General features: G+C 50.8%; 16 protein-coding genes. 6 read left to right on the top strand and 10 right to left on the bottom strand.

Annotated elements, in window-relative coordinates:
• Window positions 1-366: 366 nt before the first annotated feature.
• Window positions 367-672 carry a hypothetical protein gene (locus CULFRC11_RS04345; protein WP_023635507.1) on the top strand — a complete coding sequence of 102 codons (306 nt, stop codon included), beginning with the start codon at window positions 367-369 and terminating at the stop codon, window positions 670-672.
• 14 nt (window positions 673-686) lie between these two features.
• Here the strand turns inward: CULFRC11_RS04345 and CULFRC11_RS04340 are convergent, their stop codons facing one another.
• Window positions 687-1457, bottom strand: coding sequence for a DeoR/GlpR family DNA-binding transcription regulator (locus CULFRC11_RS04340; RefSeq protein WP_014525611.1), 771 nt, complete (start codon window positions 1455-1457; stop codon window positions 687-689).
• A gap of 124 nt (window positions 1458-1581) precedes the next feature.
• Here CULFRC11_RS04340 and CULFRC11_RS04335 point away from each other — a divergent pair, with 124 nt between their 5' ends.
• A complete protein-coding gene (locus tag CULFRC11_RS04335; protein WP_023635506.1) occupies window positions 1582-1941 on the top strand; it encodes a hypothetical protein in 360 nt (119 codons plus the stop codon).
• Window positions 1942-1993: 52 nt separating this feature from the next.
• On the opposite strand, the gene CULFRC11_RS04330 is transcribed toward CULFRC11_RS04335, so the two are convergent.
• The gene (locus CULFRC11_RS04330) at window positions 1994-2191 is read right to left on the bottom strand and encodes a PspC domain-containing protein (protein ID WP_023635505.1); all 198 of its coding nucleotides are present in this window, start codon (window positions 2189-2191) and stop codon (window positions 1994-1996) included.
• Between the two features lie 102 nt (window positions 2192-2293).
• On the bottom strand, window positions 2294-2770 hold the full coding sequence (locus tag CULFRC11_RS04325; protein ID WP_023635504.1) for a MarR family winged helix-turn-helix transcriptional regulator: 477 nt from the start codon (window positions 2768-2770) through the stop codon (window positions 2294-2296).
• Between the two features lie 198 nt (window positions 2771-2968).
• Here CULFRC11_RS04325 and CULFRC11_RS04320 point away from each other — a divergent pair, with 198 nt between their 5' ends.
• Complete coding sequence (locus CULFRC11_RS04320) at window positions 2969-3496, top strand: YceI family protein (protein ID WP_031270189.1); 528 nt, start codon at window positions 2969-2971, stop codon at window positions 3494-3496.
• A 49-nt stretch (window positions 3497-3545) separates the two neighbouring features.
• Here CULFRC11_RS04320 and CULFRC11_RS04315 read toward each other — a convergent pair whose 3' ends face one another.
• From CULFRC11_RS04315 to CULFRC11_RS04300, 4 genes are read right to left on the bottom strand one after another with little or no spacing between them, the layout of a single operon-like run.
• A complete protein-coding gene (locus CULFRC11_RS04315) occupies window positions 3546-6119 on the bottom strand; it encodes an AAA family ATPase (RefSeq protein WP_038620466.1) in 2574 nt (857 codons plus the stop codon).
• 6 nt (window positions 6120-6125) lie between these two features.
• Window positions 6126-7244: an exonuclease SbcD family protein gene (locus tag CULFRC11_RS04310; protein WP_023635501.1), complete on the bottom strand. Its 1119-nt coding sequence runs from the start codon at window positions 7242-7244 to the stop codon at window positions 6126-6128.
• 48 nt (window positions 7245-7292) lie between these two features.
• Window positions 7293-8078: an SWIM zinc finger family protein gene (locus tag CULFRC11_RS04305; RefSeq protein WP_023635500.1), complete on the bottom strand. Its 786-nt coding sequence runs from the start codon at window positions 8076-8078 to the stop codon at window positions 7293-7295.
• 1 nt (window position 8079) lies between these two features.
• A complete protein-coding gene (locus CULFRC11_RS04300; protein ID WP_023635499.1) occupies window positions 8080-11175 on the bottom strand; it encodes a DEAD/DEAH box helicase in 3096 nt (1031 codons plus the stop codon).
• Between the two features lie 78 nt (window positions 11176-11253).
• Here CULFRC11_RS04300 and putP point away from each other — a divergent pair, with 78 nt between their 5' ends.
• From putP to CULFRC11_RS04285, 3 genes are read left to right on the top strand one after another with little or no spacing between them, the layout of a single operon-like run.
• The gene (putP, locus tag CULFRC11_RS04295; protein WP_023635498.1) at window positions 11254-12813 is read left to right on the top strand and encodes a sodium/proline symporter PutP; all 1560 of its coding nucleotides are present in this window, start codon (window positions 11254-11256) and stop codon (window positions 12811-12813) included.
• A 34-nt stretch (window positions 12814-12847) separates the two neighbouring features.
• A complete protein-coding gene (locus tag CULFRC11_RS04290; protein ID WP_038620463.1) occupies window positions 12848-13435 on the top strand; it encodes a GmrSD restriction endonuclease domain-containing protein in 588 nt (195 codons plus the stop codon).
• A gap of 39 nt (window positions 13436-13474) precedes the next feature.
• A complete protein-coding gene (locus tag CULFRC11_RS04285) occupies window positions 13475-13945 on the top strand; it encodes a hypothetical protein (RefSeq protein ID WP_023635496.1) in 471 nt (156 codons plus the stop codon).
• Between the two features lie 60 nt (window positions 13946-14005).
• Here the strand turns inward: CULFRC11_RS04285 and CULFRC11_RS04280 are convergent, their stop codons facing one another.
• The 3 genes from CULFRC11_RS04280 to CULFRC11_RS04270 form a co-directional block, all read right to left on the bottom strand.
• Window positions 14006-14452, bottom strand: coding sequence for a VOC family protein (locus tag CULFRC11_RS04280; protein WP_031270185.1), 447 nt, complete (start codon window positions 14450-14452; stop codon window positions 14006-14008).
• 21 nt (window positions 14453-14473) lie between these two features.
• A complete protein-coding gene (locus CULFRC11_RS04275; protein ID WP_023635494.1) occupies window positions 14474-14893 on the bottom strand; it encodes a hypothetical protein in 420 nt (139 codons plus the stop codon).
• A gap of 86 nt (window positions 14894-14979) precedes the next feature.
• Window positions 14980-17013, bottom strand: coding sequence for a DEAD/DEAH box helicase (locus CULFRC11_RS04270; protein WP_023635493.1), 2034 nt, complete (start codon window positions 17011-17013; stop codon window positions 14980-14982).
• Window positions 17014-17145: the final 132 nt, after the last annotated feature.

Raw genomic sequence — 17145 nt, 5'->3', positions numbered from 1 at the left:
CTCAACACCCCGAACCTGCATTTCCATAGACAAAAGGCCCTTTTGCCGCACGGTATGAGGACTTTGTCTATGGAAATGCAGGATTGAGGCAGGATTGAGCGCCATTTTCATTGCCTTATCCGAGAAAATATTGCCCGTTTGTCGTTTTTGAGAACGCTAGAGAATTCCACCTGGCGTTTTACACACAGATCCCCTCTAGCGTTCTCAAAAACGACAATCACCCCTCCACACCCCAACACCCCCTTTCACCACCGACAAAAGTAAAAAATTATAAGTGTGATTTAAAACAAAATTAGTTAATAAATAAATTAATCTGAGCTAATTTTGTAGATGAAATAACCACCCCTTTTACCGAAAGGAAACCTCTTGAAGATTCGCAAAATAACCACAAAACTGGCGGTAGCAGCAATCGCAGTCGGACTCACCTCGGGGGTAGGCGTAGCCAACGCCGCATCCTATGGCAAGTCCAACCTCGAATGGTGCAAACGGCAGTTCCCTAAGGAGATCAACCTCTGCGAATACATGGACAGCATCCACACCCAAGCAGAAGAAGCACTACGAAAAGGAGACCTTAAGCTGTTTGAGGCATTACAAGCAGATATCAGACACACCCTTCTCCTACTGCGTGATGGAGGCAAGAACCCAATCCCTATACCGCATCAAGCGCAGTAATCTTCCGGAAAAGTTCACTCATCAAAAGCGGGAACCATCACCACATTTGTCCCCAACTCGGTGAGGCGCTCAACGATGTCCATATCAATATCGTTTGTCGTGATCACCGTGTCCACCTGGTCAAAAGTGGCAACCCTGTGCGATGAGACTCGGGAAAATTTTTCCGGAGTAGCAAGGACAACGACGCGTCGCGACGCTTGAAAGACCGCACGTTTAAGCGTCGCCTCGTTGAGATTTGGAGACATAACTCCGACCGACGGATCACAGGCACAAACGCCTATAAAAGCAAGATCAAAGCGCATAGAGAGCACAGTTTCCACAGCTGCTGCACCCCAGATCGCTAAATCTTCATTATTCACGTCACCACCGGGTATCAAAACAGATGTTTCCGACCCACGCGCTAACGCAGCCCCTGCATAAAGGGATAGTGCTAGCGCGTGTATGTCTTTTCCAGCCAAGAGCTTCGCAGCTTCTAACGGAGTCGTGCCAGAATCCACGAGCACGCTAAATCCCGAATCAACCATTCTCGCCGCTTCCTTTGCTATCGCCCGCTTAGCGGCTGGTTGTTCATGCTTACGAACCTCCAGCGGGTAGTGCGCACCACGTCGATGTGCTGGCCGAGCCCCACCACGAACCCTGTCCACTGCCCCCAATGCATCCAATTCAGACAAATCGCGTCTAATTGTCACCGCAGAGGCTCCCGTAATTTCGCATAACTGCGCGATCGTTTTCCCTCCAGAGTCCACTGCTCGAATGATGACCCTGTGCCGTTCATGCTGCTCCATCCCCTTATTCTAGGCCCCAATTTCGATCATAAACAATCGTCGACAATGATCGATATGGTTCCTATCCTTTTACATAAGAATTAAAAGAGCCCACCTCAGGAACCTTTTCGGGAGACGAATCACCATGATCAGCACCACAGGAATCTATGCCAGCACAGACCTCGCCCACGACATCCTCCGCAATCTTCCACCAAAGTTAGCCGCAGTGACAGTGCCCTGGGAAGCAAATGCCACGTCACAAGCCGCAAAGCTAGAAACTGTGGAATGCGCCATTATCGACGTCAGCAAGGGGATCACGCGCGAAGCCATCGCCGCCTTGCAGGCAAAACCGGTGCTTATTATCGGTGACACAGACAGCTTCCACGCCGACAACTTACGCGGTCACGGAGTTAAAGTCATGGAGTCTTCCTCACGTGCGCTTGTCGACGTCCTAGCTAAGTTCTCCGCTCATGTGGATACCGAATTAGGAAGGTTGGCCGCTTAATACACAAAGGCGGTCATGATCACTATCGATCATGACCGCCTTTTGACAAGTCCTAGTACCTGGGCATGATAAACCAAGCAACAATATAAAGAAGAACCTGTGGTCCGGGCAGGAGAATACTCGCAACAAAGAGAAGCCGAAGGAGAGTGACATTAATTCCGTAGGTCTCCCCGATACCACTGAGGACTCCGCCCACCCAATTCTGGGTAGTGCTCCGGACGAGGCGTCGCCCATAAAAATGTGCATCCATGTTGAAAGTCCTTCTCTGTCGAATATCCGATTGCCTTACCCCTTCATAATGACGCAATCAGCAAGACCCCCACATCAGGGAAACCCCTGAAAAATCCCCGATCTATCCGCCCACATACTCATCCGGGTCAAAATCCACAGCCGAGATCTTTTCAAAATAATCGCGCAAGACCACTGCATGCTCTGGAGTCATCGCGTCAAATACTAGTTTCCTAACGACTTCTACATGGCCAGGTGCCGCAGAACGCAACCGCTCTTCCCCTTCGCGAGTCAGCTGTACATAAACACCCCGAGCATCGTCCGGGCACCGTTTCTTAGCTACCAGACCACGCTTTTCCATTCTTGTGATCTGATGAGACGTGCGACTTCGATCCCAGTTGAGAGAGACACACAGGTCGCGCAGGCGGATAATATGATCAGGACTTTCCGAAAGGTTTACTAGAACCGCAAACTCCGGAGAAGTTAGCCCTGGCCCCGCCTGCAACGTATCGTCGATTCCCCTACTAACTTTTCGATTTGCAGCAAGCATCAGACGCCACAGGGATTGTTCTTCATCATTGAGCCACCTCGGAGTTGTCATGAGTGTAAAGACTAGACCCATTTCCAGCTAAATGAAAATAGAGAAAGTGCGACAGACACTAGAATTTAGGGCCAATTACCTGCAATAATAAGATCGGAAAATTTCTTTAGGGCTTTAGTTGACATATCACCAAAGTAATGTATGGTTGAGATTGTTGATACGACAGCAAAAAATAAATTTATTAGACAGGAGCACCCCATGAGCCATCTGAATGGAACTTATGTATTAGATCCCGCGCACACCACTATCGGTTTCGTTGCACGTCACGCCATGGTTACAAAAGTTCGGGGTCACTTTAGCGATTTCGCTTCCACAATCATCGTGGATGAGTCGACCGGCACTGTTAATGCAACTATCCAAACCGAATCGATTACCACTGGCAATGACGATCGCGACAACCACGTACGGGGCTCCGACTTCTTTAATGTGGCAGAGTTCCCCGAAATGACTTTTGCTTCCACCAGCGTTTCCGTGTCTGGCGACAAAGCCACGGTCACAGGTGATCTAACGATTAAAGGTGTGACCAAGCAAGTAAATCTTGATGTATCCATCGATGGGATCGCAGAAGATCCTTTTGGTAATACGCGATTGGGTTTTGAAGCCAGCACCAAGATCAATCGAACTGATTTCGGTGTGGACTTCAACGCTCCTCTTAAAACCGGTGGCGTTTTGCTTTCTGAAGAAATAAAGATTGAGATCGAAGGCTCTGCAATCAAACAAGCATAGGCCCATACGCATTAAGGCGGCAGCTATCTTTCAGCTGCCGCCTTTTGCTTTATGTCAATAGTTCCGCCATATCGTACTGGTGTTTTCCTACAACATAAGAGTACCGATCAGGCACACATGTTAAAACGAAGACCTGCGTGTTTTTCCCTAACTCACTAAACAGCATAGCCATAAGCCGTTGCCGTGTTGTGTCTGTGGAACCTAAGGCATCATCAACAAACACCGGCACGGATTCATCGCTTACCAACCCAGCCACTGCAAACCGAGTCAGAATTGCCAGTTGCTCTTGCGCCCCTCCTGAAAGATCTTTGACGGCAACAGTCTTGTTTCCGGAAGTACGAGCAACCACTGCTAAGTTCTCATCCAGATTAAAGCTCACCTCGGTACCAAACACGGGGGCAGCCAACCGCGCTAGCTGCTCAACAAAAGGTTGCGCATATTGTCGCCGAGCTTCTTCTCGGTTACGAACCAACGTCTCAAAAAGCAGCTTCGCTGCCTCAGCTCTGCGTTGTATCGAATTCAGTCGACGTTCCGCCACTTCAACAGCCGCAGTGGCCACATCTACTTTTTCTGCTACCCCTGTAGATAAAGAAATCATCTCTTCCAGAGCCCTAAGATCAGCATCGCTGGTCAAGATGGTTCGCTCTAAGTCAGCTACTTTCGCTTGTGCCCCTTCAAAGAGTCCCTTGGGTAACGATGCGTCCACATCAGCAGATAGCGCTTCAAGTTTTACGACCGCTTCTTCATGTCTCTTCTGCACGCCAGCAAGGTCTTTTTCAAGTTTTTCAAGCGGAGCTTGCTTTTCTTCCTGCTCCAGAGCTTCACGATTCGCAGAAATTCTCTTCTCTGACTCCTCTACCACAGCACGCTTCACCGCCGCGTTTTTCCTCGCGTTGCCGTCGATCCACGGCGCCAATGAGATTTCTATGTGCGCGATGTTATGCCCGAGTTCTTCAATTCGGGTTTGGGCTGACTCTATAAGTTCTTCAAACTGAGCTACAGTCTTGTCCGGCTTGTGTGCTTCTTCTAGCTCATCTTCAAGCACAGTACTCTGCCGTTGGAGGTTTTCTACCTCCATTGTTTTCCGTTGTTTCTCGTGCAGGAGCTGTTGCGTCTTGTTTTCTTCAATCCGGCCTTGCCTGTGCCAGTTCCGAAGTTCTTCCAAATCAGCGGCTTTACCAAGTGTCACCTTTAATGCAGCTTCTGACTCTTCAACTTCAGCATTGCCCACACGCGCCGCGGATCCTGGAGAAAAAGTTGCTTCCACGGAACCGACTTTGAGCATAGTTTCTGTACCAATAGCAAAACTTTGAGCTACATCATCGGCATGAATCGAGACGCCATCCAGCGTTACAGAGGCGGGCTCATCTGAGCGAATCAGAATAGAAGCAGCGCTTGCATCTCGTAATTCCACCGCAACTCGATGCTGTGCGTAGGCATGTTCAGCCTCTTCCAGTTGGGTATCTGTCACACGAGGAAAACTCGTAATTGCAGCGAGTTTTTTATCCAGAGCTGCTAGTTCGTCCTTAGCTGCGGCTAGCTCTTCTTGATGTTGAAAAGCTTTTGCTAAGGCACTCTCCTTCCGAAGAGAAGTCAGCTGCTCTCGTTCCTCTTTTAGCTGCTGCTGTACCTCTTGTTTTTCCTTACTCAACTCAGAAATATGTTTTTCTTCTAGCTCAGCCTTGGCTTGTTCCTCCACTAAACTTTGCTTCGACGCAGCCAACTCAGCTTCCTCAGTTGCCTGGTACTCAATCTTCTCTTTCCGCTGAAGAAGTAAGCGATCACTATATTCAACCTGTTCAAACAGTCGATCAACTTCTGATTGCACCAATGCAACCTCTTGTATGTGCTTTTGTACCGCTTCCCACTTTTCTTGTGCTTCTGCACATTCTTTTTTGGCATAAGGAAGCTGTTCCTCCGCTATGGCTTTCCGCTGAGTGGTGGCACTAATACGGCTAACTCGGCCTTCGAGTTCACTGCTCCTACGAGTCGCCTCGTCAAGGTCACTCTGTGCTTTATTCAGCTCATTAAGAGCTTTATCTAACTCACCATTTTTCTTTATTTTCTGTCCCGAATAATAGCGCTTGAATTCCTTTTCAGCGGCAGCAATCAGTTCATTATCTTCAGCTTTGTTAATTGACTCCCCAGTTCCTAATGCGGCACTTAGTGAAGGAATTCCTGCAGCAGCAAATGTAACGTCGTACTTTCCTTGTTCCATGAACAAAACATCACGTAAATGGGCGTCTAGATGCTCATCAAGAATCGCAGAAAGCTTATTTTCGGCCTCTCTACCTGCATAGTTTCCAGGAATGGGAGCATGAATCACAAGTTCAGCGGCCCGAGAGTTATTCCATGTCTTAGAAATTGTAAAAGTGTATGGGCCGATGGTGGCAGTCAAAGAAGTTTTAGTAGGGACATCCTTATCCACAGGTTTAATGTCACGAATGTTCTTTTTACCCGTAGAGTATTGTTCTCCCAAAGTTATCGAGATCGCCTCCATAATGGTGGACTTGCCCAACTCATTATCACCAGCGATCACAATAACGCCTTTTTCTGGGAGATCACGCAATTCCAGATGTTCAATGGAACGCATATCCTGGATTTGTATGTTATGAATACGCATCGTGAATTATTGCTCCTTGCTCAGCCGGAATAAAAGATTGACCGCATCGCGAGCAGTCTGACTATCCGCTGCTGCGAGTTCCTCTAACGTAGTTTTGGCAAAACCATAAAGGCCTAGATCGGAGAGTTCTTCCTCGGATGGCTCGACATGAAAATCCATGAGCCTAGGCCTCTCATACAACGCCGCAAAGATGGGTTGAAGTTGTGCTATCTCCTGTTCAAGATACTTCATTGTAGTCAGTGAAACAGTGCCCTGCAGCGCATATTTGACTACGGTTGTGGACTTATTTGGATATGCCTCAAGCGCTGAAATGAAAGCTTCCGCTTCTTCTTGGGAGTTGATAGACGCAGTAAGCGCCTCAAAAACCCACGACCCGCAGGGAACCTTTGTCACCGTGGCGGTACCTTTCCCTGCCGTTACCACTAATACATTTCCGGAATCAGCTTCACCGCCACCAGTTGCTGCTTCATAAAAATCGGTCGTTTCTGGTGCTCCCGAGTACCACATTCGACCTGTCTCCCCTACTGCTTGGGTTGAGTGTGTGTCACCCAGCGCAATATAGTCCACGGACGCGTCAGCAAGTTTGCTTTCCGCTAAATCTAGGTTTATTAAATCGGGAATGATGTCATTTGTTCTAGCTTCAGTTTGTCCGTGCCCCACTGCAATTCGAATGGCATCAGTAGGCGCCAGCGTTGCTAAAGCATCACCTAGAACGTCGTATGTAGCACGCTTGGTTTTCAGCGGTGCGCCCACAACCTCAACGCCTCTGCGCACCTCAACTGGTTTGGAATCGGATAATACATGGACGTTTTCTATATTTTCTGCCTGGTAAAACAACGAATCAGCAATAAGTGGATCGTGATTTCCCGATAAAAGATATACGGGCACTGGAAGTTTCTTTAATGCTTCCAAAGCCCTACCCGATGTTTTCTTCTCTAGAGAATTGTGTTCAAAAACGTCGCCTGACATCACAATGAACTCACAGTTCATCTCTTCCGCAATAGCGCCTAGACGAGTGATGGCGTTGATGCGGGCGTCGTCGAAACGCGCCTGGGCATCGGAATCAAGAAACCATCTGATCATTCCGATCTGAAGGTCCGATGTGTGCAAAAAGGTGACGGTCATGAACTTTATCTACCATGCTCCTTCAACACTAAAGACACCCAGCCACCCCTACTCGCGGGTGAGATGATAGTACAGGTCTTCGATATCCGCGACGGCCTTGAGCTCGTCGATAGAGGTCAAAGACACTAAACGCATGGCTTTACGCAACAAAGATTCGTCCGAGTCCTCTAAAGCTGGTGCTTTTTTAGGAGTAGGAAGATCTGGCAAGGTTTTTCCGTCCCAAAAATGGCTTTTAACGTCGCGTTCGCTAATGGAACGCGCTTGCATCGTGAGCGACTGCTCTAGTTTGAGCAAGTCCAAACCGCGCAATTCAAAAGCTAAAAGTGGTTCTGCTTCAAGCCGATCCGCCGCAGCATAGGCTACTGCCACAGCATGCTTGCAACACACCACATGATCAGGGCAATCACACCAAAACTGTGCATTTGACCCGATCAAGATCTCAGCTGCATCCTCGCTGAGTTTCCCCTCTTTTGCTCGCTTGATTCCGTTAGGCAATTCAGCTAGCTCGGCAGTAACAGCAGCTAAGTCATCTGTATCGCGATACGGCAGAGAAATAGCCACGCGAAATGGCTCATTCTGGGACCCAACTACATCAGCAGAAATCGTCGAGTTATCGAGTTTCACGTTAAGAACATTGCTATTTCTGGCGTAATCGCGCCCCCTTTTCAAACGACCCTGGTCTGTATGGTGGTGCACAAGATCGCGCACTTTGCGCGCCACCGCGTTAAATTGCGTGGTTTCTCGTAAGGCCGGTAGCTCCTTGGGAGAAGATACTCGCTTCTTTGCCCCGAAGTTTGCATAGATGACGTTATCTTTGGAAGGACGCTGAGGCATGTTAGGTGTCCCTTCCTCTATAGCTCATGAGCATGGCGAGTTCTTCAGGAGAAAGTTCTGTTAGCCAGCCTTCTCCCTCGCCGACAACGGCGGAGGCCAGCTCAGTTTTGCCGTCGAGAATATCCTGAATCGATTCTTCCAACGTACCTGCGGTAATCATTTTATAAACGGTGACATCTTTGCGCTGCCCGATCCTGAAAGCACGGTCGGTTGCCTGGTTTTCTACTGCAGGATTCCACCAACGGTCCATATGAACAACTATGGATGCAGCCGTAAGGTTCAAACCGGTGCCACCTGCTTTAAGAGACAAAATCATAGCCGGCGGCCCCTCCGGACTCTGGAAATTCTCCACCATGCGGTCACGCCCGATCTTGCTTACACCGCCGTGTAGGAAAGGAATCTGCGTGCCAAAGTAATCCGAAAGATAAGGAGCGAGAATTTCTCCAAAAACCCGATACTGTGTGAATATGAGGAGCTTCTGTTCCGATTCCACGGCGTCCGAGACCAGACGCATAAGCTCTTCTACTTTCCCTGATCGATGCTTACCTTTTACGGTGATGTCGGAATCATCACCCAAAAAATGCGCCGGATGATTACAGATCTGCTTAATTTTGGTTAAAGCAGACAGCACTAAACCGCGTTTAGAGATTCCCTCTGCCTGGTCAATCTGTTTCTGTATGTCTTCCACATAAGCCCGGTACAAGGCGGCTTGCTCGGGTTTCATGTCCACAGTCAGGATAATTTCGGTCTTCTCTGGCAGATCATCGACGATACTAGGATCAGTTTTCAATCTCCGCAGGACAAAAGGCGCAGTCAATGCACGGAGCCGCTCCGTCATAGCCTCATCCTGCTCACGCTCAATAGCCCTGGCAAAGTGGTTTCGGAAGAAAGACGCAGAGCCTAGGACACCCGGATTACAAAAATCAAGAATTGATCGCATCTCAGAAAGACGATTCTCTACCGGGGTGCCAGTCAACGCGATCCTATGTTTTGATGGCATCGATCGCACGGCTTTGGAAACCTTAGTCGCCGAGTTTTTAATCTGCTGCGCCTCATCTAAAGCCACGCGCTCCCACTGTATTTGGGAGAGAAGCTGATGATCTCGTGCAATCGTTCCATAACTGGTCACTACGATGTCGCTTGCCTGCACTTTTTCTAGGAAGGCCGCGTCGCACAAGCGGGACGAACCATGATGGACAAGAACCCGCAGGCTAGGAACGAACTTGTGAGCTTCCCGAGCCCAGTTTCCCACTACTGATGTGGGAGCTACGACTAGTGTAGGACCGCGCTGTCCTTCTGATTGTTCTGCTCGCTCCGCGGCCTCCAGTGACAGCAACTGTAGTGTTTTGCCCAACCCCATGTCGTCGGCAAGCACAGCGCCAAGGCCATTATGAGACATCCACGCTAGCCAATCGACGCCCCTACGTTGATATTCACGCAAGGTTGCATGCACGGTGTCCGGTAGCTCAATACGCTGAGGCGCGGGAATGTCTTGAGAAACAAGTCCACCAACCAGGGCTGTATGCCACGTTGATCCCTGAAATTCGACTGGTTCTTTTTCCGCGGCTTTTATAGCGATTTCGCGTAGCTCAGCGAGAGTCACCTGCCCAAAATCGGCGAATTCGTTATTAAAGCGTTCAGCAAGGGTTTCAGCATGAGCCTCCAACTGCTGCCATCCAGGTTGATCATTCGCTTTAGCTAGCTGAGCCACCATCATCGCGTGATCCAGCTCTGCGCGTTTACGTTTCCGAGACTGCGCAGCCAGTTCAGACATGTACTCACTGATTCGTTTCACTGCCGCGGTATCTGCCATGACCCATTCGCCGCGAAGACGGATAAGCCCGGATTTAGAACGCACCAGCTCATTCATTTCTTCATCGCTGAGCTCAACACTTCCTACCGAAATGCGCCAGTTATAATCAACGATTTTATCTAGGCCGATCTTGGCCTGCGTCGATGATTCTGCCGGATCTCCGATGGCGATATGAGCTTTTGTCTCCTGCTGGCTCCATGCCCTGGGCAACATAACGGCAAAACCCCGAGACTTCAGCGTGCTCACAGCGGAACCGATGAACTCGACTAGCTCGTCCGTAGAGAGGTAACAATCCCAGTCCCCTGCGTTTTCCGCCCGTTGAAGCGCATACCGTTGAAGAGAGTTTGCGTGTTCCCTCGTCGGATCTAGCAGAGGCGTAACCACAATCGCTTCCCGCACAAGCGCCTGGAGTCTTTCCACCGTCGCTCGATCGAACTTACTGACCACGATGGGTTGCGGAGAATCTACGCCAGACCGCACCTGGACACGCACTGGCCAGAGGATGTCTATGGGGTCCATGACAGAGTCGTCTTCTTTAGGTGGCTCCTCAACGAGGAAAACGATCTGTAGATTTACAGAGGCAATAGAGTCTTTCCAGGAATTAAGCGCAGAAACCAACTGGGCGGTCCCTTTACGCAGCGCCGTGCTGTGGAGCAAAGCGCTAGAGAAATTGTGCCACTCTGTGGGCCGCGGCTCGGCAGCTAGTTCCTGCAACAGCGAATGCGCAATCCAATGGGGAAGCTCATCTGCAATATCTTCAGCAACGGCAGTCCCGCCGTTTGCCACTAGTACACCGGGCGCCGCAGCTGTCATCTGTGCTATCCATCCGCGTTCCGAAAGCCCGGAAGAAAGCTGCCACATGGGCCACCACTGATGGTCGACAAAACTCATCTTGATGGTGACTCGCCCAGCTCTGACAAACTGCGTCAGTCCTTCATACATACGGACTAACCACACAAGGTCGGGAGCAATACTTGAGCGCTGATCCACAGTAGCCGTCATGGGGGTAACTGCAGCGATGGTGGCTAGAGTGCTCACCGCTTGTTCGGGGGTAAACGCCACAGTAGGAAGAGGAAGAGTAACCTCTCGTCCTTTGGGGGTAAGCAACGTAGTACGCACCCTATGGTTAAAGCGTTTTCCTGCAAGAATCCCCATAATTTGCGGGGGAAATGTCCCCTCCGGCACAGAATCAGCTGTCACAATTTTGTGGCCTTCCACCTGTTCTATCCACAAATGCAGACCAGAGGCCTTGAGCCAAAGTCCATGGAGCAGGTGGGTAGTCATCTACTTAGTCTTACCAGCTTGTGAAGATATTCCGTAACGGTCAGGTAGTGTTTGAGAGAATAATTTTTGGAGGTTGTGGTGTCTGAACATACGTGGTTCATCGTTGCCATCATGATATATATGGGCGCGATGCTCGCGATTGGCTATTGGAGTTATAGAAAAACTGACCAATACGACGACTTTGTGTTAGCCGGGCGCGATCTTAACCCCTTTGTAGCAGCTTTATCAGCTGGCGCCTCAGATATGTCTGGCTGGCTACTCATGGGCTTGCCAGGAGCTTTGTTTGTAACGGGTATGTCTGAACTATGGATCGCAGTGGGGCTACTCATCGGCTCGTGGGCTAACTGGAGATGGGTTGCCCCGCGACTACGCGCATATTCCGAGGTTGCTAACAATTCCATCACGCTGCCTTCGTTCTTTGAGAACCGTCTCATGGATCAATCCCGCGTTCTACGCATTGTCAGTTCCATCGTTATTATCGTATTTTTCACCTTCTACGTATCTTCGGGGATGGTATCGGGGGGACGTTACTTTGAGTCCACCTTTGGAAGTGCCTATATCGACGGCATGATGATCGTTGCTTGCATCACGGTTGTTTATACTTTCGTCGGTGGTTTTCTTGCGGTTTCTTACACAGATGCAGTGCAAGGAACCATCATGTTTGTCTCGCTGGTCATCGTCCCAGTTATGGCGCTTATCTACCTAGACGACCCCTCCTCAATCTGGTCATGGGCATCTCATAATGATTACGGTCCGCACACCGACGGCATCGGCAACCCCCACTACTTTTCTATGATCTCCGGTGTGTCAGCGGCAGCCTTAATCGGCAATCTGGCCTGGGGATTGGGGTACTTTGGACAACCGCACATCATCGTCCGTTTTATGGCACTACGGACGCCTTCCGATGCGCGACGCGCACGCTGGATCGGTGTGGGCTGGATGGTGTTGTCCATCGCCGGGGCCACATTCACAGCAATAATCGGCACAGCGTTTTTTGGACAGCACAAAAACTTCTCCATCGTGGATCAGAAATCCTACGAGACAATCTTCCTCGACATGGGTCGTGTACTTTTCCACCCTCTTATCGGTGGTCTCATCCTCACGGCCGTTCTTGCCGCCATCATGTCTACGATTGCTTCACAGCTTTTGGTCACGTCTACGTCTTTGATCGAAGACCTCTTCAAGGCGTTCAAGAAAACCCTTCCTAGTGAGTCAGTGATGATCAACCTCTCTCGCACTGCAGTGGTTGGGGTTGCCGTTGTCGCCGGAGTACTTGCCATTAACCCTTCCGATTCCATTCTCGGCCTCGTAGGCTTTGCGTGGGCAGGCTTTGGATCAGCCTTTGGCCCCCTCGTCTTGTGCATGCTTTATTGGCGACGCCTCAACGTTCCAGGCGCAATCGCCGGTATGGTGACAGGCGCTGTCGTGTGCTTCGCATGGGGAATGTCGCCGCTAGGAGATGTCCTCTACGAAATCGTCCCTGGATTCTTTGGCGGAGGAATCGTCATGATTGTGGTATCCCTTGCAACACCTCCGCCACAAGCCAAGGTGCTGTCCACATTTGATAAAGCCAAAGACCTCACAACTCATACCGAAGAAAACCCCACCCTGGCAGCTTCCCACGCTACATCTGCGTAGGAACCGAACGAGCGCCGCGTTCCGTCTAAAAGGAATGCGGCGCCTTCTTTTCTTTCTCCTAGCGACAGCCACACTATTGCTGATTGCTTTCACGATTCCCCATTCGCGGGAATTCGCGGACCTCCCCACCGTCAAACAAAGAACGACGGTCCTCGGTTACAAACGAGAGTATTTCGGAGCCTCATGGGGCCCCGCCCCTCATTCACGGTGCAATACGAGAGTCGCGGTTTTAGCCGCCACGCTTAACGACGTCCACCTCACAGCTTCGTGCTCGTTAAGCTCGGGGTGGACTCTCGATCCTTATTCTGGAAGAAAGATCTCTGTCGACGGCACCGCAGATCCCATCGAGCTCGACCATGTTTTCCCACTATCCGCAGCATGGGACATGGGCGCCCACGCGTGGAGTGCAGAGCAGCGTCTTGCTTTTGCGAATGATCCGCTGAATCTCGTGGTTGCTTCTAAAGAACAGAACCAGCAGAAATCAGACAAATTACCCTCAGAATGGCTTCCTACTCAACGAGGTCATCGATGCTGGTACGTACGTCGATTAGCGGCGGTCGCGCAGAAATACCAGTTGCCGCTTAGCCGGTCGGATGTCTCGGTCATGCGTAGACAATGTTAGTGTGGTATTTCTCACCCAATTTTTTGCGAAAGGCTTCCAGTGGGAACTTTACTAATTATTCTCCACGTGCTCACGGCCGTTCTCTTCCTCGGCCCTGTTACTGTCGCGGTTTCTTCTTTCCAGTCTCGTGCTGTAGAAGCTCACAACGGAAACGCTACCGCTCAAGGCTCTGCGCTAACGCTCTACAAGATCACGCAAACCTACGGCATGCTCTCGCTGTTGGTTCCGCTGATCGGGTTCGCTGTGATGTTCACCAATGATAGCTACTGGTCAGATGGACGCTTCCACGCATCAATTGCCCTGGCAGTCGTCGCTTGGGCTATCTTGATTTTCCTCATTATGCCTCGACAAAAGAAACTCGTTGGCGCACTTGGGCTCCTTGAAGCCGACGAGCTTGAAGCTGGAAATTTTGAAGTCGCAGATTGGAATAAGGCTAAAGGTCAGCTCTCCATGTTCGGCGGAATTTTCTCCCTACTATGGGTCATTATCGCCGTCTTGATGGTTCTTTAAACACAACGCACACGAAGGCGGGTCTCACATCAGCTCATGTGAGACCCGCCTTCTTACCTTTTATCCTTCGATGTTAAACATCCACAACGTGCCAAAGCGGTCGCGCAGCTGTCCAAAGGATGCTCCCCACGGAGCCGTTTCTAGCGGCATATGGATCTCGGCGCCCTGCGAGAGTGCCTCCCATTGGGCCTCAATCTCGGTGCGGGCGTCGACGCCCCCGGTAAGTGCGATGACGGTATCGTCGCCTGCGACAAGCTCGCGCTCCGGGGGCACATCTGCGCCGAAAAGCACTTTCCTGCCGGCGTCGCGAAGCTCACCGTGCATAATCCAGTCGTTGGACCATTCGCTGCCGCCTGCTTGATCCGCGAAACCAGATTCGCCGTAGGTCATCAGCGTCAAGTCAAGGTCAAAAACATCTCGATAAAATTCGAGAGCTTCCTTCGCTTGTCCGCGGAAATGTCTGTATGGTGTCACGTCAGCAATCATGTGGGCAATCATACGCCTCATGTGGTTCAGAGAGGTATAGGGTTAGCGAGCAGTCGCTAGCTCCCACCCATCCCCCTTCCTAGCGAAGGTAACGCGGGAAGAAGGCTCGGCTTTTTGGTTGCACAAATCGATGGCGTCGCGGTGATACTTTTTAGACTCATATGCGCCCTTGTCATCGAGCAAGACTAGGTAATTGTCACCTGGTTCGGGGCCATTTTCTGGAGTATCCAGAGAAGGAAGCCCTAACCTTTTCTCCGCAGCTTCTCGGGTATCACCAGGGCAGACAGCAGCAAGATATTGCCATTCATCGCCAAAAGTGTCATGAACATCAATGGTCACAGGCGATTCCTGGTTTTTCAGCGCTTGCTCTAGCAAGTCATTTTTCACAAGCCATACCATAAAAACACCAAGGATAACCAACGTAGTCACCACAAAAAGCACGGCTAGGAAGTTTCTGTTCATAGCGGAAGCTCCGATATGTAAGACAATAGGAGGGTACGGAATATATTCCGTACCCTCCTATTTGTACTAGACCTTAAGCGTCTATCCTAGCCGCGGTAGCGGTCACGACGGTCACCGCGATCACGACGGTCGCCACGACGATCATCACGGCGGTCGTCCCTGCGATCACGACGGTAGCCACCACGACGGTCGTCCCTGCGATCTCCACCGCGACGGTCGTCGCCACCACGGTAGTCATCGCGACGGCCCGGACGTCCGTTGTCCTTCTCGATGTTAATCAGCTGACCCGAGATACGGGTGTCGCGCAGATTATCAAAGACGGATTGTGGAAGCCCCTTAGGAAGCTCCACCAAAGTGTGATCCACAGCAATGGTGATACGACCAAAGTCCTTGTTGCTAAGTCCACCCTCGTTCGCCAGTGCACCAACGATAGCGCCTGGACGAACGTGCTGACGCTTGCCTACCGCAAGGCGGTACACAGCCATATCACCGGAACGCTCAAAGCGAGAACCACGGTCACCTCGGTCGCCACGGTCACGACGCTCACCGCGATCGCGACGGTCGCCACGACGATCATCACGCTCAAAGCGGTCACGACGCTCACGACGCTTCTCCGGTGGCGGTTCCTTCATCAAGAACTCGCTACCCGCACGGGCCTGAGTAGCCAAAGCAGCCGCAATGTCCTCAAGCGGAGTGTCATGCTCTTCTGCGTAGGCCTTGATCAGATTCCGGAAAATCGCAACCTGGGAATCTTCTAGCGATTCCGTGATCGAGTCTGCAAACTTTGCTTTACGAGACTCGTTGACCTCATCGACCGTAGGAAGATCCATTTCGATGAGCTCTGCGTTAGTAGCACGCTCGATGGAACGCAGCATACGACGCTCGCGTGGGGTAACAAAGAGAATCGCCTCGCCGCTACGCCCGGCACGGCCGGTACGTCCAATGCGGTGAACATAAGACTCCGTGTCGTTAGGAATGTCGTAGTTGAATACGTGGGTAATACGCTCAACGTCTAGACCACGCGCTGCTACGTCTGTAGCCACAAGAATGTCTAGGCGACCATCCTTAAGCTGGTCCACAGTACGCTCACGCTGCGCCTGTGCAATGTCACCATTGATGGCAGCAGCAGAGAAACCACGAGCGCGCAGCTTTTCTGCAACCTCTTCGGTTTCATGCTTCGTGCGTACGAACATGATCATCGCTTCAAACTCTGTAACCTCAAGGATACGAGTCAAAGCATCCAGCTTGTTGCGGTGAGCAACATTTAAGAATCGCTGTGTGATGTTGGTGTTGGTCCGAGTCTCGGACTTCACCTGAATCTCACGAGGATCCTTCATATACTGCTTGCTCAAACGACGAATGCCATTAGGCATCGTTGCAGAGAACAGGGCAACCTGCTTATCAGCAGGAGTGTCCTCAAGAATGCGCTCAATATCTTCCTGGAAGCCCATGCTGAGCATCTCATCTGCCTCGTCAAGAACGAGATAGTTCAGGTTGGAAATATCGAGTGAGCCCTTTTCCAGGTGGTCAATAACACGACCTGGAGTACCCACGATAATCTGCGCACCACGTCGGAGGCCTGACAGCTGAATACCATATGCCTGTCCACCGTAAATCGGTAGGACATGAATGTCACCGAGGTGGTCTGCAAAAGACTGGAAAGAGTCAGCAACCTGAAGTGCAAGCTCACGAGTAGGAGCAAGGACCAGCGCCTGCGGGTGGCGCTTCTTCACATTGATACGGGAAAGGATCGGGAGGGCAAACGCAGCGGTCTTACCCGTACCCGTCTGTGCCAGACCCATCACATCGTGTCCCTCCATGAGGACTGGGATGGTCTGCGCTTGAATAGGCGACGGCGTTTCAAAGCCAACCTTGGCGACTGCCTTAAGGATTGCGTCTGGGAGGCCCAAAGCCTCAAAGCCATCGTTACTGTCACTGTCCGCTTCTTGTGCGGAGCCGGTGTCCTCAGAAGTGTTCGCAACCCTGGAGTCGTCTACATCGGCAATTACATCATCAAGTGTGATGCTGCCTTCGTCTACCTGCGAATTGTCCTGAGATTCCGACAAAATCTTCTCATCCGGCTCGTTAGCGCCGCCGGTGGCGTCATCGGTAATGCTCATTGCTCAGTTAAACTTACGCTACGCAGCACGATTTTCCTAGTTATACGCTCAAAGGTGATAACTATAGCCGATTTCGCCAGATGCGACCACTATCACTTAAGTTCGTAATTAGATAAATACCTCCCACAATCT

Source organism: Corynebacterium ulcerans (genome assembly GCF_000767685.1).
Lineage (GTDB): Bacteria > Actinomycetota > Actinomycetes > Mycobacteriales > Mycobacteriaceae > Corynebacterium > Corynebacterium ulcerans.
Note: the sequence above shows the minus strand (reverse complement) of the source record. Positions and strands in the feature narration are given on the sequence as shown.

What these genes read in the sequence shown, in the direction of transcription:
- CULFRC11_RS04340 (WP_014525611.1), bottom strand. Translation starts at nt 1,457, where the DNA reads ATGGAGCAGCATGAACGGCACAGGGTCATCATTCGAGCAGTGGACTCT.
- CULFRC11_RS04335 (WP_023635506.1), top strand. Translation starts at nt 1,582, where the DNA reads ATGATCAGCACCACAGGAATCTATGCCAGCACAGACCTCGCCCACGAC.
- CULFRC11_RS04330 (WP_023635505.1), bottom strand. Translation starts at nt 2,191, where the DNA reads ATGGATGCACATTTTTATGGGCGACGCCTCGTCCGGAGCACTACCCAG.
- CULFRC11_RS04325 (WP_023635504.1), bottom strand. Translation starts at nt 2,770, where the DNA reads ATGACAACTCCGAGGTGGCTCAATGATGAAGAACAATCCCTGTGGCGT.
- CULFRC11_RS04320 (WP_031270189.1), top strand. Translation starts at nt 2,969, where the DNA reads ATGAGCCATCTGAATGGAACTTATGTATTAGATCCCGCGCACACCACT.
- CULFRC11_RS04315 (WP_038620466.1), bottom strand. Translation starts at nt 6,119, where the DNA reads ATGCGTATTCATAACATACAAATCCAGGATATGCGTTCCATTGAACAT.
- CULFRC11_RS04310 (WP_023635501.1), bottom strand. Translation starts at nt 7,244, where the DNA reads ATGACCGTCACCTTTTTGCACACATCGGACCTTCAGATCGGAATGATC.
- CULFRC11_RS04305 (WP_023635500.1), bottom strand. Translation starts at nt 8,078, where the DNA reads ATGCCTCAGCGTCCTTCCAAAGATAACGTCATCTATGCAAACTTCGGG.
- CULFRC11_RS04300 (WP_023635499.1), bottom strand. Translation starts at nt 11,175, where the DNA reads ATGACTACCCACCTGCTCCATGGACTTTGGCTCAAGGCCTCTGGTCTG.
- CULFRC11_RS04290 (WP_038620463.1), top strand. Translation starts at nt 12,848, where the DNA reads ATGCGGCGCCTTCTTTTCTTTCTCCTAGCGACAGCCACACTATTGCTG.
- CULFRC11_RS04280 (WP_031270185.1), bottom strand. Translation starts at nt 14,452, where the DNA reads ATGAGGCGTATGATTGCCCACATGATTGCTGACGTGACACCATACAGA.
- CULFRC11_RS04275 (WP_023635494.1), bottom strand. Translation starts at nt 14,893, where the DNA reads ATGAACAGAAACTTCCTAGCCGTGCTTTTTGTGGTGACTACGTTGGTT.
- CULFRC11_RS04270 (WP_023635493.1), bottom strand. Translation starts at nt 17,013, where the DNA reads ATGAGCATTACCGATGACGCCACCGGCGGCGCTAACGAGCCGGATGAG.